The organism is Amycolatopsis sp. NPDC045836 (assembly GCF_056431745.1).
In genome coordinates this window covers 194427-216742 of the sequence record NZ_JBWKKF010000015.1, presented here as the reverse complement: position 1 = coordinate 216742, position 22316 = coordinate 194427, and the positions used below count along the sequence as shown (strand labels likewise).

General features: G+C 74.3%; 18 protein-coding genes and 1 pseudogene. 11 read left to right on the top strand and 8 right to left on the bottom strand.

Annotated elements, in window-relative coordinates; translation table 11 throughout:
- Positions 1 to 388 precede the first annotated feature (388 nt).
- Positions 389 to 1201 carry a dihydropteroate synthase gene (gene folP, locus AC07EG_RS27870; protein WP_478256158.1) on the bottom strand — a complete coding sequence of 271 codons (813 nt, stop codon included), beginning with the start codon at positions 1199 to 1201 and terminating at the stop codon, positions 389 to 391.
- A 110-nt stretch (positions 1202 to 1311) separates the two neighbouring features.
- On the opposite strand from folP, the gene AC07EG_RS27865 reads away from it, so the two are divergent.
- From AC07EG_RS27865 to AC07EG_RS27850, 4 genes and pseudogenes are all read left to right on the top strand, one after another.
- A complete protein-coding gene (locus AC07EG_RS27865; RefSeq protein ID WP_478256149.1) occupies positions 1312 to 2784 on the top strand; it encodes a WS/DGAT/MGAT family O-acyltransferase in 1473 nt (490 codons plus the stop codon).
- The gene (locus AC07EG_RS27860; protein ID WP_478256148.1) at positions 2781 to 3677 is read left to right on the top strand and encodes an alpha/beta fold hydrolase; all 897 of its coding nucleotides are present in this window, start codon (positions 2781 to 2783) and stop codon (positions 3675 to 3677) included. Before AC07EG_RS27865 ends, AC07EG_RS27860 begins: the two co-directional genes overlap by 4 nt.
- A gap of 144 nt (positions 3678 to 3821) precedes the next feature.
- Positions 3822 to 3923, top strand: a pseudogene (locus AC07EG_RS27855) (CbtB domain-containing protein); the annotation flags it as partial.
- A 10-nt stretch (positions 3924 to 3933) separates the two neighbouring features.
- Entirely contained in the window at positions 3934 to 4674 is a 741-nt protein-coding gene (locus tag AC07EG_RS27850) for a CbtA family protein (protein ID WP_478256147.1), read from the top strand.
- On the opposite strand, the gene AC07EG_RS27845 is transcribed toward AC07EG_RS27850, so the two are convergent.
- Together AC07EG_RS27845 and AC07EG_RS27840 are read right to left on the bottom strand one after the other, a co-directional pair.
- Positions 4643 to 6112: a cobyric acid synthase gene (locus AC07EG_RS27845; protein ID WP_478256146.1), complete on the bottom strand. Its 1470-nt coding sequence runs from the start codon at positions 6110 to 6112 to the stop codon at positions 4643 to 4645. The genes AC07EG_RS27850 and AC07EG_RS27845 overlap by 32 nt on opposite strands.
- Positions 6109 to 7044 carry a cobalamin biosynthesis protein gene (locus AC07EG_RS27840; protein WP_478256145.1) on the bottom strand — a complete coding sequence of 312 codons (936 nt, stop codon included), beginning with the start codon at positions 7042 to 7044 and terminating at the stop codon, positions 6109 to 6111. Before AC07EG_RS27840 ends, AC07EG_RS27845 begins: the two co-directional genes overlap by 4 nt.
- Positions 7045 to 7082: 38 nt before the next feature.
- Between AC07EG_RS27840 and AC07EG_RS27835 the strand changes: the two genes are divergently transcribed.
- From AC07EG_RS27835 to AC07EG_RS27825, 3 genes are read left to right on the top strand one after another with little or no spacing between them, the layout of a single operon-like run.
- On the top strand, positions 7083 to 7730 hold the full coding sequence (locus AC07EG_RS27835) for a bifunctional adenosylcobinamide kinase/adenosylcobinamide-phosphate guanylyltransferase (protein WP_478256144.1): 648 nt from the start codon (positions 7083 to 7085) through the stop codon (positions 7728 to 7730).
- Complete coding sequence (cobT, locus tag AC07EG_RS27830) at positions 7727 to 8752, top strand: nicotinate-nucleotide--dimethylbenzimidazole phosphoribosyltransferase (protein WP_478256143.1); 1026 nt, start codon at positions 7727 to 7729, stop codon at positions 8750 to 8752. Before AC07EG_RS27835 ends, cobT begins: the two co-directional genes overlap by 4 nt.
- A complete protein-coding gene (locus AC07EG_RS27825) occupies positions 8752 to 9498 on the top strand; it encodes an adenosylcobinamide-GDP ribazoletransferase (RefSeq protein ID WP_478256142.1) in 747 nt (248 codons plus the stop codon). The genes cobT and AC07EG_RS27825 overlap by 1 nt, the downstream gene beginning before the upstream one ends.
- On the opposite strand, the gene cobC is transcribed toward AC07EG_RS27825, so the two are convergent.
- Genes cobC through AC07EG_RS27805 form a run of 4 tightly spaced genes read right to left on the bottom strand, consistent with a single transcriptional unit; the run spans position 9467 to position 14390 of the window.
- Positions 9467 to 10483: an Rv2231c family pyridoxal phosphate-dependent protein CobC gene (gene cobC, locus AC07EG_RS27820; RefSeq protein WP_478256141.1), complete on the bottom strand. Its 1017-nt coding sequence runs from the start codon at positions 10481 to 10483 to the stop codon at positions 9467 to 9469. The genes AC07EG_RS27825 and cobC overlap by 32 nt on opposite strands.
- Positions 10476 to 11813, bottom strand: coding sequence for a cobyrinate a,c-diamide synthase (locus AC07EG_RS27815; RefSeq protein WP_478256140.1), 1338 nt, complete (start codon positions 11811 to 11813; stop codon positions 10476 to 10478). The genes cobC and AC07EG_RS27815 overlap by 8 nt, the downstream gene beginning before the upstream one ends.
- Positions 11814 to 11817: 4 nt before the next feature.
- Positions 11818 to 12432: a cob(I)yrinic acid a,c-diamide adenosyltransferase gene (gene cobO / locus AC07EG_RS27810; RefSeq protein ID WP_478256139.1), complete on the bottom strand. Its 615-nt coding sequence runs from the start codon at positions 12430 to 12432 to the stop codon at positions 11818 to 11820.
- Complete coding sequence (locus AC07EG_RS27805) at positions 12432 to 14390, bottom strand: putative cobaltochelatase (protein ID WP_478256138.1); 1959 nt, start codon at positions 14388 to 14390, stop codon at positions 12432 to 12434. Before AC07EG_RS27805 ends, cobO begins: the two co-directional genes overlap by 1 nt.
- A 121-nt stretch (positions 14391 to 14511) precedes the next feature.
- On the opposite strand from AC07EG_RS27805, the gene cbiE reads away from it, so the two are divergent.
- Positions 14512 to 15678, top strand: a complete 1167-nt coding sequence (gene cbiE, locus AC07EG_RS27800) for a precorrin-6y C5,15-methyltransferase (decarboxylating) subunit CbiE (protein WP_478256137.1) — start codon at positions 14512 to 14514, stop codon at positions 15676 to 15678.
- Complete coding sequence (gene cobM, locus AC07EG_RS27795) at positions 15675 to 16436, top strand: precorrin-4 C(11)-methyltransferase (RefSeq protein WP_478256157.1); 762 nt, start codon at positions 15675 to 15677, stop codon at positions 16434 to 16436. The genes cbiE and cobM overlap by 4 nt, the downstream gene beginning before the upstream one ends.
- Here cobM and AC07EG_RS27790 read toward each other — a convergent pair.
- A complete protein-coding gene (locus AC07EG_RS27790; RefSeq protein ID WP_478256136.1) occupies positions 16433 to 18067 on the bottom strand; it encodes a protein-arginine deiminase family protein in 1635 nt (544 codons plus the stop codon). The two genes, cobM and AC07EG_RS27790, sit on opposite strands and share 4 nt — an antisense overlap.
- Positions 18068 to 18299: 232 nt before the next feature.
- Between AC07EG_RS27790 and AC07EG_RS27785 the strand changes: the two genes are divergently transcribed.
- Positions 18300 to 19067, top strand: a complete 768-nt coding sequence (locus tag AC07EG_RS27785; RefSeq protein WP_478256156.1) for a cobalt-precorrin-6A reductase — start codon at positions 18300 to 18302, stop codon at positions 19065 to 19067.
- A 10-nt stretch (positions 19068 to 19077) separates the two neighbouring features.
- Positions 19078 to 22260, top strand: coding sequence for an arabinosyltransferase domain-containing protein (locus AC07EG_RS27780; RefSeq protein WP_478256135.1), 3183 nt, complete (start codon positions 19078 to 19080; stop codon positions 22258 to 22260).
- Positions 22261 to 22316: the final 56 nt, after the last annotated feature.

Genomic DNA, 22316 nt, shown 5'->3' with positions numbered 1-22316 from the left:
GGGGGGGGGGGGGGAGGAGGGGGGGAAGAAAACTCCGCCTGGTTTGGTGGGGGGGGGGGGGGGGGGGGGGGGGGGGGGGGGGGGAAAAACCCCCCCCCCCCCCCCCCCCTCCACCGTGTTTTTGGCTGTGGACCGGGGTGGGGAAGGGGGTCTGGGTGGGCTTCCCGTTTGTGCTGGCCCTCTTGCTTTCGGCACCGAAATGGGCTGCGGATTTGGTTCTTGATTCTTGGCTCCTGGCAGCTTGAGCCTTGGGCCTTGGCTCCTGGAAGCTTGGATCTTGGCTCCCGGGGCTTGGCCCTTGATTTTTGAGCTCTTGGCTCCTGGGAGCTTGGCCCTTGATCCTTGCCCCTTGGGCTCTTGGGCTCTTGGCTTGGGCCGCTCGGCTTGGCTAGGCCAATCCCCGGATCGCTCGTGAAGGTGGGCGGTTTCCCTTGATCGAGGCCACCATTTCCAGCACCTGCCGCGTCCGCCGCACCTCGTGGGCCCGGAACATCCGCGCGCCGTCCGCGGCGGCCAGCGCGGTCGCCGCCAGGGTGCCGTCCACGCGGTCCTCCAGCTCCACCCCCAGCGTCTCCCCCACGAAGTCCTTGTTGGACAGAGCCATCAGCACCGGCCACCCCGTGCCCGCCAGCCGGTCGGCGTAACGCAGCAGGGCCAGGCTGTGCCACGTGTTCTTCCCGAAGTCGTGCGTCGGGTCGATCAGGATGCCCGCGCGCGGCACGCCCAGCGCCACCGCCGCTTCCGCGCGGGCGGTGGTTTCCTCGATCACCGCGCTGACCACGTCCGGGTACCGCACCCGGAACGGCCGGGTGCGCGGCACCGCGTTCCCCGTGTGCGAGCACACATAACCGGTGCCGAACTCCGCCGCCACTTCGACCAGCGCCGGATCGGCGCCCGCCCAGGTGTCGTTGAGCAGGTCCGCGCCCTCGGCGCAGGCGGCCCGGCCGACCTCGGCGCGCCAGGTGTCCACGCTGATCACCAGCTCCGGGTGCCGCGCGCGCACGGCCGCCACCAGCGGCACCACCCGGCGGATCTCCTCGGCGACGGTCACCTCCTGCCCCGGCCCGGCCTTCACCCCGCCGATGTCGACCACGTCGGCGCCTTCGGCCACCGCCCGGTCGACCGCGGCGAGCGCCTTCTCGTCGGTGAAGTTCGCGCCGCGGTCGTAGAACGAGTCGGGGGTGCGGTTGATGATCGCCATCACCAGCGCCCGGTCCGCGGTGACCCGGCGACCGCGGAAGCTCAGCAAATCGTCGGTCACCCGGGATACGATTCCAGACAGTGCCGGGACCGCTACCGAGGAGGGCCGGGATGCGTCAGCTCAGCGCGCTCGACGTGCAGTTCCTGAACGCCGAATCCGCCACCACCACCGGCCACGTCGGCGCCTTGTCCGTTTTCGACCCGTCGACCACGCCCAGCGGCCTGCTCACCGTCGAGGACGTCCGGGCGCTGATCGCCGGGCGCCTGCACCTGGCGGGCCCGCTGCACTGGCGGCTGCTGGAGGTGCCGCTGAACCTCGACCACCCGTACTGGGTCGAGGACCCCGACTTCGACCTCGAGTTCCACGTGCGGGAGATCGCGCTTCCCGCCCCGGGCAACGAACAGCAGCTCGCCGAGCAGGTGGCCCGCATCGCCGCGCGGCCGCTGGACCGGCGGCGGCCGCTCTGGGAGGCCTACGTCATCCAGGGCCTGGCGCAGGGCCGCGTGGCCCTGTACACCAAGGTGCACCACGCCGCGATCGACGGGGTTTCCGGGGCCGAGCTGCTCGGGGTGCTGATGGACCTGACCCCCGAGCCGCGGCACGTCGACCCGCGTGGCAGCCGTCAGGTGGAGGGGCCGCCGCCGAGGCTGTCGCTGCTCGCCACCGCCGTGCGCAAGCTGGCGCTGCAGCCGGTGAAGGTCGCGCTGGCGGTGCCGAAGATGCTGCCGCACCTGGACGAACTCCCCGGCGTGGCAAGGGTTCCCGGCGCGGCGGCGCTGGCGAGGGCGGCCGGTGGGCTGGCCAGGGCGGCCCGGCTCGGTCCCGGCAGGCACGAGGCCGAGCGCCCGCGCCTGGTCCCGCCGCACACCCCGTTCAACGGCCCGATCACCCAGCACCGCCGGTTCGCCTACGGTTCGCTGCCGCTGGACGAGGTCAAGCGGATCAAGAACGCCTTCGGGCACACGGTGAACGACGTGGTGATGGCGTTGTGCGCGTCGGCGCTGCACCGGTGGCTGGCCGAGCACCGGGCGCTCCCGGCGACCCCGCTGGTCACCCTGGTGCCGCTGTCGGTGCGCACGCCGGAGCAGGCGGGCACGGCGGGCAACCAGATCTCGGTGATGCTCGCGCCGCTGCCGGTGCACATCGCCGATCCGAAGGCGCGGCTGGACGAGGTGGTCTCGGCGATGGCCCTGGCCAAGCAGCGCTACCAGCCGCTGCCGGCGTCCTGGCTGGTCGACTTCAGCGCGATGCTGCCCGCCGCGCTCGGCGCGCTGTCGGCCCGCGCGCTGATGCGGTTCGCCGGGGCGACGTCGCCGCTGGTGAACCTGGTCGTGTCGAACGTGCCCGGGGTGCAGATGCCGCTGTACACCGCGGGCGCGAAACTGCTCGGGCACTACCCGGTCCCGGCGATCACCGACGCGAGTGGCGGGATCAACATCACCGTGATGAGCTACGACGGCAAACTGGACTTCGGCATCGTGGTCTGCCGCGAGCTGGTGCCGGACGTCTGGAACCTGATCGGCTACCTGCGGGACGGGCTGGCCGAACTGGGCAAGCTGGCCGACGAGGTGGGAGCTGGATGAGCGAGTGCACGGTCAAGGCGAACGGCATCGAGCTGTGCTACGAGGTCTTCGGTGCCCCGGACGCCCGCCCGCTGCTGCTGATCATGGGCCTCGGCGGCCCGATGACCTGGTGGGACGAGGAGTTCTGCGAGCAGCTCGCCGGGCGCGGGTTCCGCGTCGTCCGCTACGACAACCGTGACACCGGCCGCTCGACCGCGATGCACGGCCGGGCCGGGCTGCTGCCCGCGCTGCTGCTGCGCCGCTCGCCGTACCAGCTGACCGACCTCGCCGACGACGCCGCCGCGCTGCTGGACGCGCTGGACATCCCGGCCGCGCACGTGGCGGGGGTGTCGATGGGCGGCATGATCGCGCAGACGCTGGCCATCCGGCACCCCGACCGGGTGCGGTCGCTGACCTCGATCATGTCCACCACCGGCAGCAAGCTGGTCGGCCTGCCGAGTCCGCGGGCGCTGATGGAGCTGCTGCAACCGGCCGCGAAGGATCGCGAGAGCTACATCGAGCAGATGATCCGGACCTTCCGGGTGATCGGCTCCCCCGGTTACCCGGCCGAGGAGGACCGGTTGCGGGCCCGGGCGGCGACCACCTACGACCGCGGCGCCAATCCGGCGGGCACCCTGCGCCACCTCGGCGCGATCATGGCCGCGCCCGACCGCACCGCGGGGTTGCGCAAGCTGCGGATCCCGGCGCTGGTGGTGCACGGCGCGGCGGATCCGCTGGTGAACCCGTCCGGCGGCCGGGCCACCGCACGGGCCATTCCCGGCGCGGAACTGGACGTGGTGCCCGGGATGGGGCACGACACCCCGCCGGAGCTGTGGCCGCGGTTCGTCAACGGCATCGCCCGCACGGCCGATCGCGCCGAAGCCGCAGCCGATCGTCACATTGACACCGCCTGAGCGGCCTCCTCACGCTCGGGCGGCCATGCGACGGTGGCCGGAAGCCGGTGAGAATCCGCACGGTCGCGCCACTGTAACCGCCCAGCGGGAGTCAGACCCGCCGCCGTCGCGAACACCGACCGGGCCGCGAAAGCCCTAGGAGACTTCGTCAGCACCGAACAGGGCGCGCTCGCCCTGTTTTCCGGCGGTTACGTGCACGAGTTCGTGCACGACGGCCGTCACCTGCTCGCCTTCCCCTGCCACTGAGCGCGGCGTCGTGATGAGGACCTTGCTGGTCCGCGGTCTGCTCGCGGGCCTGGCCGCCGGTGTGCTCGCGGCCGTCTTCGCCTTCTTCGCCGGTGAACCCCCGGTCGACGCCGCCATCGGCATCGAGGAAGCCGGTGGTGCGGCGCATTCGCACGCCGAACCCGGCGCGCACGAGCACGGCGGGGAAGCGGAGCTGGTCAGCCGCGACGTGCAGAGCACGCTCGGGTTGCTGGCCGGGGTCGGCGCGTACGCCGTCGCCGGCGGCGGGTTGTTCTCGCTCGCCTTCGCTTTCTGCTACGGCCGCCTGGGTTCGCTGCGGCCCCGCGCGTTGTCCGCTCTGCTCGCGGTGACCGCGCTCGTGGTGGTGGCCGGGGTGCCGTTCCTGAAGTACCCGGCGAATCCGCCGGCGGTCGGGCAGGCCGGAACCATCGGCGACCGGACCGCGCTGTACTTCGGTTCTGTCGGCCTGTCACTGCTTTTCGCGATCGGCGCGGCGGTGCTCGGGCGGCGGGTCGGCGGCTGGACCGGCGGACTGGCCGGGGCCGGTGCCTACCTGGCGCTGGTTTCGGTGGCGGCGGTGATGATGCCGTCGATCGACGAAGTGCCCGACGGGTTCCCCGGCTCGATCCTGTGGGACTTCCGGATCGCCTCGCTCGGCACGCAGCTCGTGCCGTGGGTGGCGCTCGGGCTGGTCTTCGGCGCGCTGGCCGACCGGGTGCTCACGAACCGGCGGGCCCAGCTCGCTCGATGAGTTCGAGCAGGCGGCGCGTGTCGAGGTGTTCCTCGACCGCGTCCGCCAGCCGGTCGAGCATTTCCTCGCGCAGCAACGGAAAGCTCTTCGCCCCGGCGGCGGGTGCCCAGGTGGTGCCCGCCTGCTCGGCGGCGGCCGACAGCCACGCGCGGCGGAAGCCGTCGTTGTCGAAGGCACCGTGCCAGGTGGTGCCCCAGACCGCGCCTCGACGCCAGCCGTCGAGGAACGGCTCGGCGGCGCCGTCGAGGGAAACCGTGCCGTGGTGGATTTCGTAGGCGTCGACCGGGTGCCCGCGCCATTCGCCGTGCGGGCGGCCGAGCACCTTCTCCCCGGAGAAGGTCACCGACGTCGGGAGCAGCCCGAGGCCGTCGACCACCCCGGCGCCGGATTCCACGTCGTCGGTGATGCGGCGCGCGAGCATCTGGTGGCCACCGCAGATGCCGAGCACCGGGCGCCCGCCGGCGGCCCGCGCCCGGACCACGTCGGCGAGCCCGCGGTCGGTCAGCCAGCGCAGGTCGTCCACGGTGGCCCGGCTGCCCGGCAGCACCACCACGTCGGCGCCCGCGACCACGTCCGGATCCGCGGTGACGGTGACCTCGACGCCCGGTTCGGCGGCGAGGGCGTCCACGTCGGTGGCGTTGGAGGCGCGGGGGAAGCGCACCACCGCCACCCGCAGCGGGCGGCGGCCGGACACCCGGGTGCGGTCGCGGCGCCAGCCCGCCACGGCCAGCGCGTCCTCCGAATCGATCCACACGCCGTCCAGCCACGGCAGCACCCCGTAGAACGGGCGGCCGGTCCGTTCTTCCAGTGCGTCGAGCCCGGGCCGGAGCAGGGCGGGGTCGCCGCGGAACTTGTTCACCACCCAGCCGGCGATCAGCGCCTGGTCCTCGGGTTCGAGCAGGGCCAGCGTGCCGTACATGGCGGCGAACACCCCACCGCGGTCGATGTCGCCGACGACCAGCACCGGCAGCCGGGCTTCGCGCGCCAGGCCCATGTTGACGTAGTCGCCCGCCCGCAGGTTGATCTCCGCCGGGCTGCCCGCGCCTTCGCAGATCACCACGTCGAAGCGGGAGCGCAGGTCACGCAGCGCACCGAAGGCGAGTTGCGCCAGGCCCGCGCGGCCGGTGGCGAACTCACCCGCTTCGAGCGTGCCGAAGGGCTTGCCGAGGGCGATCACGTGGCTGCGGCGGTCGCTGCCCGGTTTGAGCAGCACCGGGTTCATCGCGGCTTCCGGTTCGACGCGGCACGCCCGCGCCTGCAACCACTGCGCCCGGCCGATCTCCGCGCCGTCGGCGCAGACCATCGAGTTGTTCGACATGTTCTGCGCCTTGAACGGCGCCACCCGCACCCCCCGGCGCGCGAGCCAGCGGCCGAGCGCGGCGGCGACCAGGCTCTTGCCCGCGTCCGAGGTGGTCCCGGCGACCAGCAGCCCGCTCACCGGGCCGCCACCACCGCGGCCAGCGCGGCCGCCAGCGCGCCGACGGCCAGCGACAACCGCACGGACCGGCGCAGGTCGGCGGGCCGCGGCGGGCCGCCGTCCCCGAGGTGGCCGCGTTCGGAGACCGCGCCGCCGTAGCTGTTGACCCCACCCAGGCGGACCCCGAGCGCCCCGGCGAACGCGGCCTCCACCTGACCGGCGTTCGGGCTCGGGTGCACCCCGGCGTCCCGCCGCCACACCTCGAGCACCCGGCCGGCCCCGCGGCCCGCGCACACCGCGGTGAGCAGGGCGGCGGCGCGGGACGGGAGCAGGTTCGCCACGTCGTCGGCCCGGGCGGACGCCCAGCCGAAGCGCTCGTAGCGCGGCGAACGGTGGCCGACCATCGCGTCCAGGGTGTTCAGGGCGCGGTAACCGAGCAGGCCGGGAACGCCGGCGACGGCACCCCAGAACAACGGGGCGACCACGGCGTCGGAGGTGTTCTCCGCGATGGACTCGGTCGCGGCCCTGGTCAGGCCGGTCAGGTCGAGTGACTCGGCGTCGCGGCCGCACAGGTGGGACAGCCGGGCCCGCGCGCCGGGCAGGTCCCCGGCATCGATCAAGTCCGCCATCGCGGCGCCCTCGGCGGCCAGACCGCGGCCGCCGAGCACGACCCAGGTGGCGGTCGCGGTGGCGAGGAAGCGCAGCGGCGCCGGGGAGACACGCTCGGCGGCTACCCCGAGACCGGTCGCCGTTGCGGTACAGATGAGCAGGTGAAGCACGCCGCGCGGGCGGGAGTCCGCCCAGATCCGCCGTTCCACCGCCGAGGCGAGGCCGCCGAACCAGGCCACCGGGTGGCCCCGGCGCGGGTCGCCGAACAGGCGGTCGGCGGCGTACCCGGCGAGCAGGCCGGCCGCCCGGACCCGGCCACGCGGCCGGCGATTGCCATGATCCACCGGATGCACCACTGTGCGACCCTAACCGGTGGGCCAGAATGCCGGACATGAGTACGCACCTGCGGCACGCCGCCCGGCTCGCGGCCGTCCGCCTGGAGGCAGGCGCCCGGGCCCTGCGCCGGTACGCCGTCGGCCCCGGGGACGAGAAGGTCCTGGTGCTCGGCGGGGTCCGGTCGGGCAAGTCGCGGCACGCCGAACGGCTGATGGCCCGGCACCCGCACGTGATCTACCTCGCCACCGGCCTGCCCCCGAGCGAGGACGACCCCGAGTGGGCGGCCAGGGTGGCCGCGCACCGGGCGCGCAGGCCGGCGGGCTGGCGCACGGTGGAGACGGCGGACCTGGCGGGTGCGCTGCGGGGGGCGTCCGCGCCGGTGCTGATCGACTGCTTCGGCACCTGGCTCTCGCGGGTGCTGGGTGAGGTGGGGGCGTGGGAGCAGGCCGACGGCTGGCAGCAGCGCCTCGACGACCACCTGCTCGACTTCATCGACGCCTGGCGCTCCGCGCGGGTGCCGGTGGTCGCGGTGAGCAACGAGGTCGGCAGCGGAGTGGTGCCCGGCACGTTTTCCGGGCGGGTGTTCCGTGATGTGCTGGGGGCGCTGAACACCGAGGTGGCCGCGCACGCGGATCGGGTGCTGCTGGTGGTCGCCGGGCGGGTGCTCGAACTCTCCGGGAAGGACGGCCGATGAAGATCACGCCACCCTCGGCGGCAGCTCGCGCGGACGCGCTGGCCCGGCTCGACGGCCTGGTCAAACCGCTCGGTTCGCTGGGGCGGCTGGAGGAGCTGGCGGCCTGGCTGAGCGCGGCCCACGACGCGGTGCCGCCCCGTGAACTCCGCGACGTGCGGGTCGCCGTGTTCGCCGGGGACCACGGCATCACCGCTTCGGCGTCGTCCCAGGTCTCGGCGTACCCCAGGGAGATCACCGCCGCCATGGTCCAGGTGTTCCTGGCCGGGACGAGCGGGGTGACCGTGCTGGCGCGGCAGGCCGGGGCGACGGTGCGGGTGTTCGACCTGGCGGTCGACAGCGACGACCTCCCGGCGGAGGTGACCGCGTACAAGATCCGCCGCGGCTCGGGTTCGATCGACCGCGAGGACGCGCTGGCCCCCGGCGAAGCGAGCCGGGCGTTCGACGCCGGGCGCCGGATCGCCGACGCCGAGATCGACGACGGTGCCGATCTGCTGATCCCCGGTGACATGGGCATCGGCAACACCACCGTCGCCGCCGCGCTGGTGGCGGCCCGGCTGGGCCTGCCCGCCGAGGAGGTCGTCGGCACCGGCACCGGGGTCGGCGAGGAAGGCCGCGCCCGCAAGGTGGCCGCGGTCACGGCGGCGCTGGCCAGGACCGGCGAGCGCGCCGAGGACCCGTTCGACCGGCTCACCGCGCTCGGCAGCGCCTGTGCCGCCGCGACGGCGGGTTTCCTGGTGCAGGGCGCCGCGCGCGGGGTGCCGGTGGTGCTCGACGGGGTGTTCTCCGGGGCCGCGGCGCTGGTCGCGCAGGACCTGGCGCCGGGAGCGGTGGACTGGTGGCTGGCCGGGCACCGGTCGACCGAGCCGTCGCAGGCGCACGCGCTCAAGGCGCTCGGGCTGGAGCCGATCCTGGACCTCGGGCTGCGCCTGGGCGAGGGCAGTGGCGCGGTGCAGGCGGTGCCGGTGCTGCGGGCGGCGCGGGCGATCCTCGCCGAAATGAGTTCGCTGGCCGAACTGTCCTGATGCGGGACGCGATCCGCATGGCCGTCGGCACGCTGACGGTCGTCCCGGTGCCCGCGCCCCGGGTGATCGACGGGGCGGTGGCCCGCGGCGCGATGCTGCTGGCGCCGCTGGCCGTGTTGCCGCTGGCGGTGGCCGGGGCGCTGGTCACGCTGCTGCCGCTGCCCGCGTTGCCGGTCGCCGCGCTCGCGCTGGGGGTGGTCGCGCTGGGCAGCCGGGGGCTGCACCTGGACGGGTTGTCCGACACCGCCGACGGGCTTTCGGCTTCGTACGACCGGGAGCGCGCGCTGGACGTCATGCGCAAGGGGGATTCGGGCCCGAGCGGGGTGGCCACCCTGGTCGTCGTGCTGATCGTCCAATGCGGAGCACTGGCGGGGGCGATCGACGCGGGGCACGGGGTTCTCGCCGTGGTGGTGGCGGTGGCGGCGGGACGGGTGCTGCTGGCGCTCGGCTGCGCGCGCGGGGTGCCACCGGCTCGCCCGGAAGGGCTGGGGGCCACCGTCGCGGGATCGGTTCCGGTGCTCGGGGCGGCCGGGGCCGTGGTGGTGCTCGCCGCGCTCGCGGCCTGGGGCGGCACCCTGCTGGAGCTGCCGTGGTGGCGGGGGGCGCTCGCGGTGGGCGCGGCGGCGGGCGCGGGCGGGCTGCTGTTGTGGCGGTGCGTCCGGCGGCTCGGCGGCATCACCGGAGACGTGCTCGGCGCAACCGTCGAAACCGGGGTCACCGCGGCATTGCTGTGTCTTTCAGCGTAGCGAGGAAGTCCGACATGATCGGGCGGGCGCGCACGGCGATGCGCAACCAGTCCGGGCCGAGGCCGGGGAAGGTGTCGCCCCGGCGGACGGCGTAACCCCGGCCGCGCAGGCGTTCCCGGACCCGTGCGCCGTCGTGGAACTCGCCGAGCACGAACGGCGCTCGCGGCACCCCGTGCACCGCCACGCCCAGCTCACGCAGCCCGTGCACCAGGAACTCCCGGTCCGCTTCGGCCGCGACCGCCAGTTCGTCGGCTTCCTTCACCGCTTCGGGACGACAGCAGGCGACCACGGCGACGGCGGCCAAGGCCGAGACCGACCACGGCGGCTGGACCGCGCGCAGCCGGTCGATCAGGTCGCCGGGCCCGAGCACGTACCCGGCCCGCAGGCCCGCGATGCCCCAGGTCTTGGTCAGGCTGCGGATCACCAGCAGCCCCGGAACCGGTGTGCCGGCCAGGGTTTCCGGCTCACCCGGGACCGAATCGAGGAACGCCTCGTCCACCACGACCACCCGGCCGGGACGGCACAGCGCCCGCACCGCCGCCGCCGGGTGCAGCACCGACGTCGGATTGGTCGGGTTGCCGACCACCACCAGATCGGCGTCCTCGGGCACCGGTCCCAGCACGAAGCCGTGCTCCGGCCGGAGCAGCACCCGCGAGACGGGCACGTCCGCGGCCAGCAACGCGGCTTCGGGTTCGGTGAACTGCGGGTGCACCACGCACGCCCGCCGCGCGCCGAGACCACGCGCGATCAGCGTGAACGCCTCGGCGGCCCCCGAAGTCACCAGCACTTCCCCGGCGGACCGGCCGTGGCGCGCCGCCACCGCCTCGGCCGCCTCGGCGGGGTCCGGGTAAGCCGCCAGCCGTGGCAGCGCGGCGGTCAGTTCGGCGACCAGCCAGCCGGGTGGTTCGGCGAGCCGCACGTTGACCGCGAGGTCGACCAGGCCGGGTCCGACCTCCCGGTCACCGTGGTGCCACAGGTCAACCACGGCGCACCGCGCGGGCGAACGCCTCGGCCCTGGCCGGGTGCCCGGCCCAGTGCACGTGCAGGTACGAGGCGTTGAGCGTGGGTGAGGCGTAGCCGTGGTCGGCGTCGTTCCAGCGCCACGCGGCGGTGAACGGGCCGTCCGGCACGACCTCGGTGCGGTGGAACTCGTGCCCGGTCACCCGTTCCCCGCGTGGAGCGAGCAGGTTGTCCGCGACGGCCGTCGCCGTGCGGTAGCCGAGAGCGCCGCGGGCGGTCATCCGGGCCGCCGCCGGGAGCACCCCGGTCATCGGCAGGCCGTCCAGCTCGCGGCAGAGGTACAGCAGCCCGGCGCATTCGGCGACCACGGGCAGCCCGCCGGAGACCACGCGGGCCACTTCCGCGCGCAGGGAAGCGTTGGCGGACAGGGCTTCGGCGTGCACCTCCGGGAACCCGCCGCCGAAGTACAGCCCGGCGCACCCGTCCGGCAGCCGGGTGTCGTTGATCGGGTCGACGTCGACCAGGTCCACGCCGAGCGCGGCCAGCAGTTCACCGGTTTCGGTGTAGCGGAAGGAGAACGCCTCGCCGCCGGCCGCCGCCACGACCGCCCGCGGGCCCGGGACGGCTTCCGGGGGCGACCACGGTGAGGCTTGCAGCGAAGGAGCTTCCCGGGCGGCCCGCACCACGGCTTCGAGGTCCACACCGGACTCGATCCAGGTGGCGAGGCGGTCCACCATCAGCGCGCCTTCGCGGGCGCGTTCGGCCATCGGCACCAGGCCGAGGTGACGGCTCGGCGAGTGCACCTCGTCGGACCGCAGCAGCGCACCCAGCACCGGGATGCCGGTTTTGCCGATCGCCTCGCGGATCTCGCGTTCGTGCCGCTCGGACCCGAGTTTGTTCAGGATGACCCCGGCGAGGCGCACCCGCGGGTCGAAGTGCGCGAAGCCGTGGACGGTGGCGGCCACGCTGCGGCTCGCCGCGCTCGCGTCGACCACCAGCACCACGGGCGCGTCGACCAGCCGTGCGACGTGCGCGGTCGACGCGAAGCCCTCGGTGCCGAGCGCGCCGTCGAACAGGCCCATCACGCCTTCGATCACCGCGAGCTCGGCGCCGGTGGCCCCGTGCCGCAGCAGCGGCGCGACCAGGTCCTCACCCTGCAGGTACGGATCGAGGTTGCGGCCGGGCCGCCCGGTGGCCAGCGCGTGGTAGCTCGGGTCGATGTAGTCCGGGCCGACCTTGTGCCCGGAGACCGCGAAACCCCGTCGCCGCAACGCCGCCATCAGCCCGGAGGCCACCGTGGTCTTGCCGTGCCCCGAAGCCGGAGCCGCGACGACCACCCGCGGCAGGTTCACCATGCGCTCACCACTCGATGCCCCGCTGGCCCTTCTGCCCGGTGTCCATCGGGTGCTTCACCTTGGTCATCTCCACCACCAGGTCGGCGGCCTCGACCAGGGCCGGTGGCGCGTTGCGCCCGGTGATCACCACGTGCTGGCGCCCCGGCCGGTCCCGCAGCACCCCGACCACCTCGTCCACGTCGATCCAGCCCCAGTGCAGCGGGTAGTTGAACTCGTCGAGCACGTAGAAGTCGTGCCGGGCGGCGGCGATCCGGCGGGCGATCTCGGCCCAGCCCTCGCGGGCGTTGGCCGCGTGGTCCTCCTCGGTGCCCGCCTTGCGCGCCCAGCTCCAGCCCTCGCCCATCTTGTGCCACTCGACCGGCCCGCCCCGGCCGGTGTTCGCGTGCACCTCCCCCAGCGCCCGCAGCGCGGCTTCCTCGCCGACCTTCCACTTCGCCGACTTCACGAACTGGAACACCCCGATCGACCAGCCCTGGTTCCAGGCACGCAGCGCCATGCCGAAGGCGGCGGTGGACTTCCCCTTCATCGCGCCGGTGTGCACGATCAGCAGCGGCCGGTTCCGGCGCTGGCGCGTGGTCAGCCCGTCGTCCGGCACGAACTCCGGTTTCCCCTTGGGCATCAGGCGGCCCGTCCCGTCCGCGCGCGCACGGCACCGGCGAGGGCGTCGGCGGCGACCTCGGCCAGCGGCACGTGCTCGGCCCCCAGCCGCCCGGCCAGTTCGGCGGCGAGCCCGAGCCGCATGCGCCCGCTCTCGCAGTCCATCACCACCGACGCGAGGCCCTGCCGGGCGAGCAGGCCGGCCGCGGCGTGCGAGCGGTCGACGGCGTTCGCGCCGCTGGTGGCGCGGCCGTCGGTGACCACCACCAGCAACGGCCGCCGCCGGGGGTCGCGGATGGCCTCCACCCGCAGGACCTCGGCGGCCCGCAGCAGCCCTTCGGCGAGCGGGGTGCGCCCGCCGGTGGGCAGCGCTTCGAGCCGGGCGGCCGCGGCGTCGACGCTGACCGTCGGCGGCAGCGCCAGTTCGGCGGCGGACCCGCGGAAGGTGACCAGGCCGACCTTGTCCCGTCGCTGGTAGGCGTCCAGCAGCAGCGACAACACGGCCGACTTGACCTCGCGCATCCGTGCCCGCGCCCCCATCGAGCCGGAGGCGTCGACGCAGAACAACACGAGGTTGCCTTCGCGGCCCTCACGCCGGGCGAACCGCAGGTCCCGCGGCCGCAGTTCGAGACCGGGGCCGGAACGGCCGCGAGTCCGCTGGTGCGGTGCCGCGGCCAGCACGGTCGCCGGGAGGTGCGGGCGGCCGGCACGCACGCTCGGTGGTTTGACGCCGATGGTGCGGCCGCTGTCGGTGACCGACCGCGACCGGCGGCCCGGTGCGCCTTCACCGGTGCCGTCCACGGTGAACAGGCGCGCGCGGAACGGCTGCCCGGCGCCGACCGTCTGCGGTGGCCCCGGTGTGGCCGGTGGCTGCTCCCCGGAATCGGATTCGGGTTGCTGCGGCGGGGTTTCCCCGGCCTCCGGTGCCGCGCCCGAGCCGGGGCCGTCGTCGTCCGGGCCCTGATCCGGCGGCTCGGCGTCGCACAACGCCTGCTCCAGCTGCTCCTCGTCGATACCGGGCGCGTCGAACGGGTTGCGGCGGCGCCGGTGCGGCAGCGCCAGCCGGGCCGCCACCCGGATGTCCTCGGTGGTCACCTCGGTGCGGCCGGACCAGGCGGCGTGCGCGGCGGCGGTGCGGGCGGTGACGATGTCCGCACGCATGCCGTCGACGTCGAAGGACGCGCAGACCTCGGCGATCTGCAGCAACGCGGCGTCGTCGAGGGTGACCGCGGGCAGTTGCTCGCGGGCGCCGGCGATGCGCACGGCCAGCGCGGCCTCGGCTTCGTCGTAGCGGGCGGCGAAACCGTCCGGATCGGCTTCGTAGGCGAGGCGGCGCCGCACCACTTCGACGCGTTCGGACGGCTCACGGCTGGTCCGCACCTCGACGGTCAGCCCGAACCGGTCCAGCAGCTGCGGCCGCAGTTCGCCCTCTTCGGGGTTCATCGTGCCGATCAACACGAACCGCGAGGCGTGCGAGACCGACACGCCCTCGCGTTCCACGGTCGCCCGGCCCATCGCGGCCGCGTCCAGCAGCGCGTCGACCAGGTGGTCGTGCAGCAGGTTGACCTCGTCGACGTAGAGCAGGCCGCGGTGGGCGGCGGCGAGCAGGCCGGGCTGGTACCCGGTGACGCCTTCGCCCAGCGCGCGTTCCAGGTCCAGCGAGCCGATGACCCGGTCCTCGGCGGCCCCGACGGGCAGCTCGACCAGGCGCGCCGGACGCCGTCCGGCGGGGGCACCCGGTTCGTGCGGGCCGTCCGGGCAGGCGGGATCGGGGGCGGCGGGGTCGCAGGAGAACCGGCAGCCGGTCACCACGTCCACCGGCGGCAGCAACGCGGCCAGCGCCCGCACCACGGTCGACTTCGCCGTGCCCTTCTCCCCGCGGACGAGGACCCCGCCGATGGCCGGTGACACCGCCGACAGCACCAGCGCCAGCCGCAGGTCGGCCAGGCCGACCACCGCGGTGAACGGGAACGCCCGCATGCACAACTCCCAACGCCCGCCGGTCACAACAGCCGCCGCCGATCATCGCACAGCGCGACGGCACCCCGGACGTGAGAAGTCCGACCCGGCTCGCCCCGCGTGGCGGGTTTACCGTCTCACCGTGCGCATCACGGTGGTGGGGATCGGAGCCGACGGCTGGGCGGGCTTGTCCGGCGCGGCCCGTGCGGCGGTCGAGGCCGCCGAGGTGGTCATCGGCGGACCGCGTCAGCTGGACCTGGTGCCCGCCAGCCGGGCGGTCAAGGTGCCCCTGCCGAGTCCGCTGCTGCCGAACCTCGACGGGTTGCTCGCCCGGCACGACGGCCGCCGGATCTGCGTGCTGGCCAGCGGTGACCCGCTGCTGTCCGGCATCGGCACCACGCTGGCCCGCCGGTTCGACGTGGTGGTCCTGCCCGCGGTGTCCTCCCCGGCGCTGGCCAGGGCCCGGCTGCGGTGGTCCGCCGAGAGCACCGAGGTGATCAGCGTGGTCGGCCGCTCGCCGTACCGGGTGAACCGGGCGCTCGCGCCGGGAGCCCGGCTGCTGGTGCTCAGCGAGGACGCCACCACCCCGGCCGTGCTCGCCGCCCAGCTCACCGAGGCCGGTTACGGGCCGAGCAGGCTGACCGTGCTGGAGGAACTCGGCGGCCCGGCGGAACGCCTGGTCAGCGGGGTCGCCGAAAGCTGGGCCGAACCGGCGGGCGCGGCGCTGAACCTGGTCGCCGTCGAATGCGAGACCAAGCACGAGCCGCTGCCGCGCACCGGCCTGCCCGACCACGCCTTCGAGCACGACGGCCAGCTGACCAAGCGTGACGTCCGCGCGGTCACCCTCGCCCGGCTCGAACCGCTGCCCGGCAGGCTGCTGTGGGACGTCGGCGCCGGTTCGGGCAGCGTCGCGATCGAATGGTCGCGGGCGCACCCGGACAACCGCGCGATCGCCATCGAACGCGACCCGGGGCGGGCCGCGCGCATCACCCGCAACGCGCAGCGCCTCGGCGTGCCGGAGCTGCGGGTGGTGGTCGGCACGGCACCGGACGCGCTCGACGGGCTGCCCGTGCCCGACGCGGTTTTCGTCGGCGGCGGTGTCACCGAACCGGTGCTCGAAGCCTGCCTGCGCGCCCCGAGGGTGGTGGCCAACGGCGTCACCCTGGAAACCGAAACCGTGCTGGCCGGGGCCTACGCGCGGCACGGCGGTGAGCTGCTGCGGCTGTCCGTCGAGCAGGCGGCGCCGCTCGGCGGTTTCACCGGCTGGACCCCCGCCCGCACCGTGACCCAGTGGAGCTCTTCCCGATGACCGTGCACTTCATCGGCGCCGGCCCGGGCGCCGCCGACCTGATCACCGTGCGCGGGCGCGACCTGCTCGCCACCTGCGCGGTGTGCCTGTACCCGGGCAGCCTGACCCCGCCCGGCCTGCTGGCGCACTGCCCGCCGGGTGCACACGTGGTCGACACGGCGAACCTCAGCCTCGACGAGATCATCGGCGAGCTGACCGCCGCGCACGCCGACGGCCACGACGTCGCCCGGCTGACCTCGGGTGATCCGTCGCTCTACAGCACGGTCGCCGAGCAGATGCGCCGCCTCGACGCGGCGGGCGTGCCGTACGACGTCGTGCCCGGCGTACCCGCGTTCGCCGCCGCGGCGGCCGTGCTGAACCGCGAACTGACCGTGCCGGAGGTCGGGCAGAGCCTGGTGATCACCCGGGTGCAGGCGCGGTCGACCTCGATGCCGCCGGGTGAGGACCTGGCCACCTTCGCCGCCAGCGGCACCACGCTCGCGGTGCACCTGGCCATCACCAAGGTCGACCGGGTGGCCGCCGAGCTGATCCCGCACTACGGCGCGGACTGCCCGGCGGCCGTGGTCGCCCGCGCCTCCCAGCCCGGGCAGCAGGTCCTGCGCGGCACGCTCGCCTCCCTGCCCGGTCAGGTGCACGAGGCGGGCATCGGCCGGGCCGCGGTCATCTTCGTCGGCCGGACGCTGGCGGCGGAGAAGTTCCCCGACAGCTTCCTCTACTCCGCCGCCCGCAACCGCTCCCGGCAACCGGGCTCGCTCTAGCCGGTCAGGGACCTGGTGTCGCGCCAGGCGTTGGTGGTGCAGTGCACCTCACCCCCGCCGGCGTGCGCCCAGAACACGTCCTCCACCCAGTGCACCCGGACGCCGCGCAGCGCGCGTTCGGTCGCCTCCTTGAACAGGTCGCGCCCGCCGGCCACCGGGCCGTGCGGGTCCGGGGCGGCGTAGCGGCCCGCGGTCACCGACAGGCCGTTGGTCACCGCGGGCGCCAGCGCCGCCAGGCCGGGAGCGCGGGTGGATTCGCGGAACAGCACCGGCACGCGCACCAGTTCGTCCGGCCGCAGCCCGGTTTCCCGCCGCATGACCGCCAGCTGGCCGTCGATGTGCCGGGCCGCGGTTTCGTTCTGCGCCAGGAGCTCCGCGTCGCCGAGGAGTTCCTCCACCGTCGGCTGGTAGTCGTGGTTCGTGCCCGCGAACAACCGCGCGCCGGTGCCGTTCGCCTGGCGCAGCAGGTCCGCCGCCAGGCGCGGGTCGGCGACCATCAGCGTCCAGCCGCGTGCGTTGTCCGCGCGCACCACGTGCAGCGTTTCGTCGACGTGCCCGACCATCAGCCAGGAGGTGTCGAGCACCACCGGCGGCTGCTGCCCCTGGGCCTCGAGCATCCGCAGGAACGCCGGGTCCGGCTTCTTGTCGCCGGTGGCCGCCGTGCCGTAGTAGACGCGGCCCTTCGGGAAGCCGCGGTAGGGCGGCAGCGCCTCGAAGTTGCCGGTGGCGTTGCGCTGGTCGGCCCAGGCGCCGGGCACCGGGCCCTCGGTGAACTCCTGCACCACGGCGACGTCCGGGCCGCGCAGGTCGCGGAAGAGCAGCCGCCCGGCCGGGCGGGGCGTCGGCGTGCCCGCGTCCCACTGGTTGGCCGAGCGGATCGCCACCCGCATGGTCTGCCTCCCGTGTGCGGTCGGCACGCTGGCCACCGCCGGTTCGAACAGGTCCTGCCACCAGACGTCCTTCCACCACAGCGGGCTGCCCGCGAGGAACCGGGTCTCCACCCCCGCGGTGGCTTCGGTGAGCGTGCCGCTGAACGCCTCCCACTCGCCGGGGTGCCCGGGTGGCAGCCCCTCGACCGGCCACCCGGGCCCCTCCCCCGGTCGCGCGGCGAACACCGTGGTCGCCGGCATCAGGTCGTGCTGGAACAACAGCGGCGCCACCCGCAGTTCCCTGACCACCGCCCGGCCCGCCGAACGCGCGGTCAGCCGCACGCGGCCGTCCCACTTCGCCGGGTCGCGCACGATGTCGCGGCCCTCCACCGCCAGGTCCACCCCGGTGCGCAGGTCCCTGGCGGAGAACTCCTCGCCCGGCGCCAGCGGCCGGTACTGCCCGTCGTGCCGGACGAACACCCGCACGACGTCACCGCGGTCCACCTCCACCCGCGCGGCCTCGCTCCCCCGCAGCCGCAGCTTCGTCAGGTCCGCTTCGTCCCGGGTGCCGTTGACCACTTCGTCGGCGGCGTCGTGGCAGGCGGCCAGCCGCCGGTCGACCTCCCGGCCGGGACGGTCCAGGTCACCCGGTTCGAGCCCGCACCGCCGGGTGTCGTCGTCCAGGTTGGGCAGGAACACGCCCTCGCCGCTGAACCGCGGCACGGCGGTGGCCACCCCCGGTACCGCCACTGACGCACCCACCACGAGCATGGTGAGCACGAGCCCCCGGATCCCCACTTGTCACTTCCCTTCGTTTCGGCTGTCCCCGACGCTAGGGAGCCCGGCGATGGGTGTCGTGGGTCGAAGGAAGGAGATCGGGGTGGAGATCGGGCCTACCGACGCCGCAGCCGAAGACGCCGTGAGGTCGCGCCGGTTACCGGGTCGGAGCGACCTCACCCGCCGTGCCGGGGGCACGGCCGAAAACCCGGTACTCGTGCTCGGCGGGACGGCGGAGGCGCGTGAGCTGGCGGCCGCGCTCACCGAGCGCGACGTACCGGTGGTCTCCTCGCTCGCCGGGCGGGTGGCCCGGCCGCGGCTGCCCGCCGGTGAGGTGCGCGTCGGGGGTTTCGGCGGGCCGGAGGGGCTGGCGGCCTGGCTGGCCGAGCACCGGGTGCGGGCGGTGGTCGACGCCACGCACCCGTTCGCCGAGCGCATCTCGGCCTCCGCGGTCGCCGCCACCCGGCTGGCCGGGGTGCCGCTGCTGCGGCTGGAACGCCCCGGCTGGGAGGCGGCACCGGGGGACGACTGGCACTGGGCCGCCTCCCTGTCCGAGGCCGCCGAACTGCTGCCCGAGCTGGGTGCGCGCGTGTTCCTCACCACCGGGCGGCAGGGCCTGCCCGCCTTCGCCCACCTCGACGGCCTCTGGTTCCTCATCCGCTGCGTCGACCCGCCCGGACCACCGCTGCCGCGGCACCACGAGCTGCTGCTCAACCGCGGTCCGTACCGGGTCGAGGGCGAGTCCGCGCTGCTGCGCGAGCACCGGATCGAGGTGCTCGTCACCAAGGACAGCGGCGGGGAGCTGACCGCCGCGAAACTCGTCGCGGCCCGAAGGCTCGGGTTGCCGGTGGTGCTCGTGCGCCGCCCGGCACCGGCCGGAGCGCCACGCACGGTCACCTCCGTGCCCGCCGTGCTGGCTTGGCTACCGCACGCGAACCAGTGGAATCCGGTATCCCCGCGCAAGGCCCGTCCGGGCGGGCGCTAGCGTTGTCGCGATGCCGATCGCGACCCGTAGCCGTTCGGCCGAGCCTGACCAGGCGACAGACCCGGAGCACAAGAGCCCCGAAAGCAGCCGCATTCGAGTGTGGCGCCTGTTCGCCATCATCCTCGGCCTGTTGTCCGCCGCCTCTGCGCTGGCGGTCCCGTTCATGCCCGTGGTGCAGGACACCGCGCGCATCGCCTGGCCGGCCAACGGCGACACCAGCCAGGTCAACGCGCCGCTGACCGCCTACTGGGCCCAGGAGCTGAGCGCGGACTTCCCGTGCGACACGGTGCGCTCGCTCGACGGCCGCACCGACGGCCCGGCGATGCTGTTCTCCACCGTGCCCGAGGCCAGGGTCGCCGAGGGCACCGGCATGCAGCTGCAGGTGGACAACGGGCTGCTGATCGTGTCCAACCGGGCGCAGCAGCTGGCCCGCCAGCCGCTGCCGCCGGAGAACTGCGACATCGGCATCTCCTCCACCGTGCACGCCACCACCATCACCGTGGCCGGGCAGGTGCTGTTCAGCAACTCCAACGACGTGCGCCCGCGGCTGGTCGGCATCTACACCGACATCACCGCCGACGAGGACCCGATCACCGGGCTGAGCGTCTCGGTCACCCCGGACACCCGCTACCAGTCCTCGCCGACCGGCTGGAAGACCGGCGTCAGCGTGCTGTGCGTGCTGACCCTGATCGGCTGCCTGATCGCGGTGAACCGGCTGGACTCGCGGGTGGCCCGGCGGGCGCCGAAGTGGGCGCCGGTCGGCTGGTGGCGGCTGACCGGCCGCGACGCCACGGTCATCGTCGCGCTCGGCGTGTGGGTCTTCATCGGCCCGGTCACCTCGGACGACGGCTACATCCTGACCATGTCGCGGGTCACCGAGGACGCCGGGTTCCTGGCGAACTACCACCGGTGGTTCGGCGTGGCGGAGGCGCCGTTCGGCTGGTTCTACCACGTCTACGAGCTGATGGCGCACGTCAGCGTGGTGCCGCCGTGGATCCGGCTGCCCTCGTTCCTGCTCGGGGTGATCAGCTGGCTGCTGATCAGCCGTGAGGTGATGCCGCGGCTGGGCACCCAGGTGCGCACCAGCCGCGCGGCCGGCTGGGCCGCCGCCGCGGTGTTCCTGGTCTGGTGGATGCCGTTCAACAACGGCGTCCGGCCGGAGCCGGTGGCCGCGGTCGGTTCGCTGCTGGCGATCTGCGCGGTGGAACGCGCGCTGGTCACCCGGCGGCTGCTGCCGCTGTGCCTCGGCCTGATCGCCGCCGCGCTGACCCTGGCCGCCACGCCGACCGGGCTGATCGCGGTGGCCCCGTTCCTGGTGGCCGGCCGCCCGCTGTTCCACCTGCTCAAGCAGCGGTCGCGGGGCAGCTGGTCGGCGGTGCTCGCGCCGATCTTCGCCGCCGGGCTGATGGTGCTGGTGGTGGTCTTCGCCGACCAGACCTTCGCCACCGTGCAGGAGGCCACCCGGATCCGCAGCAAGGTCGGCCCGAGCCTGTCGTGGTTCGAGGAGCTCTCCCGCTACGAACTGCTGTTCAGCCCGACCGCGGACGGTTCGGCGGCCCGCCGGTTCCCGGTGCTGCTGGTGCTGCTGTGCACCGGCGCCTGCCTGGTGGTGCTGCTGCGGCGCGGGCGCATCCCCGGCGCCGCGCTCGGCCCGTCGCGGCGGCTGATCGGCACGGTCGCGTTGTTCTTCCTGCTGCTGGCGCTGACGCCGACGAAGTGGACCCACCACTTCGGCGCGTTCGCCGCGGTGGGCGCGGCCATGGCGGCGCTGACCGCGCTGGCCACCAGTTCCACCGTGCTGCGCTCGAAACGCAACCGGGCCGGGTTCCTGGCCGGGTTGCTGGTGGTCGCGGCGCTGGCGATGACCGGGCCCAACGCCTACTGGTTCGTCTCCAACATGGGGGTGCCGTGGGCCGCGCAGGCCCCGACCATCCAGGGCGTGAACCTGTCCACCATCCTGCTGGTCGCCGCGGCGATCTCGGCGGTGGTGGCGTTCCTGGAGAACGTGCGCGCGCAGCGGCCCGACCGGATGTTCGGGCTGCAGAAGGAACGCAGCGGGCGGGCGCTGAAGCTGGGCTCGCTGTCGCTGGTGGTGGTGTGCGGGCTGATGGCCACCGCCGAGTTCGCCTCGATGGCCTGGGCCATCCAGACGCAGCGGTCGAGCTACAGCCTGGGCGCGGCGAACTTCGGGCACCTGTTCGGGCGCAGCTGCAACCTGTCCGACCACGTGATGGTGGAGCGGGAGCCGGTGTCGAGCGTGCTCTCGGCGCTGCCGCCGGACAAGCAGGCGACCGCGCCGATCGAGCAGCCGGAGCCGGCCGACGAGAACGCGCTGCCGCTGCCCGAGGTGGAGAACGGCCCGGTGCAGTCCGGGTTCCACCGCGAGCCGATCGACACCAACGACCCGCTCGACGAGCCACCGCACGGGTTCGCCACCGACACCGTGCCGATGTGGAGCAGCTACCGGACCAAGGACACCCCGACCGGCCGGTTGCGCAGCGACTGGTACGACCTGTCCGAGCGCCCGGCGGGCGGGCAGATCGTGATCGCGGCGATCTCCCCGCCGACCAAGGCCACCACGGTGGACCTGGAGTTCGGCGTGGAGACCGACGAGGGCATGACGACCGTGCGCAGCCTGCCGGTGCTCTTCCCCGGTGGCGGGGCGTTCCGCTGGAACGACGTGCGGATCCCGCTGGACATCCTGCCGCCGGAGGTGTCCTCGGTCCGCGTGGTCGCCGCCGACAACGACCTGACCGAGGACGGCTGGGTGGCGGTCACCGCGCCCCGCGTGCCGACGTTCACCACGCTGACCGAGCGGGTCGGCGACGCCCCGGTGTACCTGGACTGGCCGGCTTCGTTCGTCTACCCGTGCATGAACCCGATGAAGGTGCGGGACGGCATCGCCGAACTGCCCTCGTACCGGGTGACCGCGGGTGACCTGGCCTTCGAGGCGGACTGGGCGGGCAGCAAGACCGGCGGGCCGAACGGCTTCCTGGAGGAGGTCGCCGACCAGCCGGAGGTGCCCAGCTTCCTGCTGGGGCAGCCGGGTGCGCCGTGGGGCGTGCTCAAGCAGCTGGAGCCGTTCACCGACGGCGCGCCGCCGCTGGTGATCCGGGGCCAGGAGGTGCACTCGGGCTGGTGGTCACCGGGCCCGGGCCCGTCGCAGCCGGACGGCACCCAGCCGACGCGGTAGCCCCGCGCGCCCTCAGGTGCGCGAGTTCCGGTGGAAAGCGCGCTCGACCCGGAGCT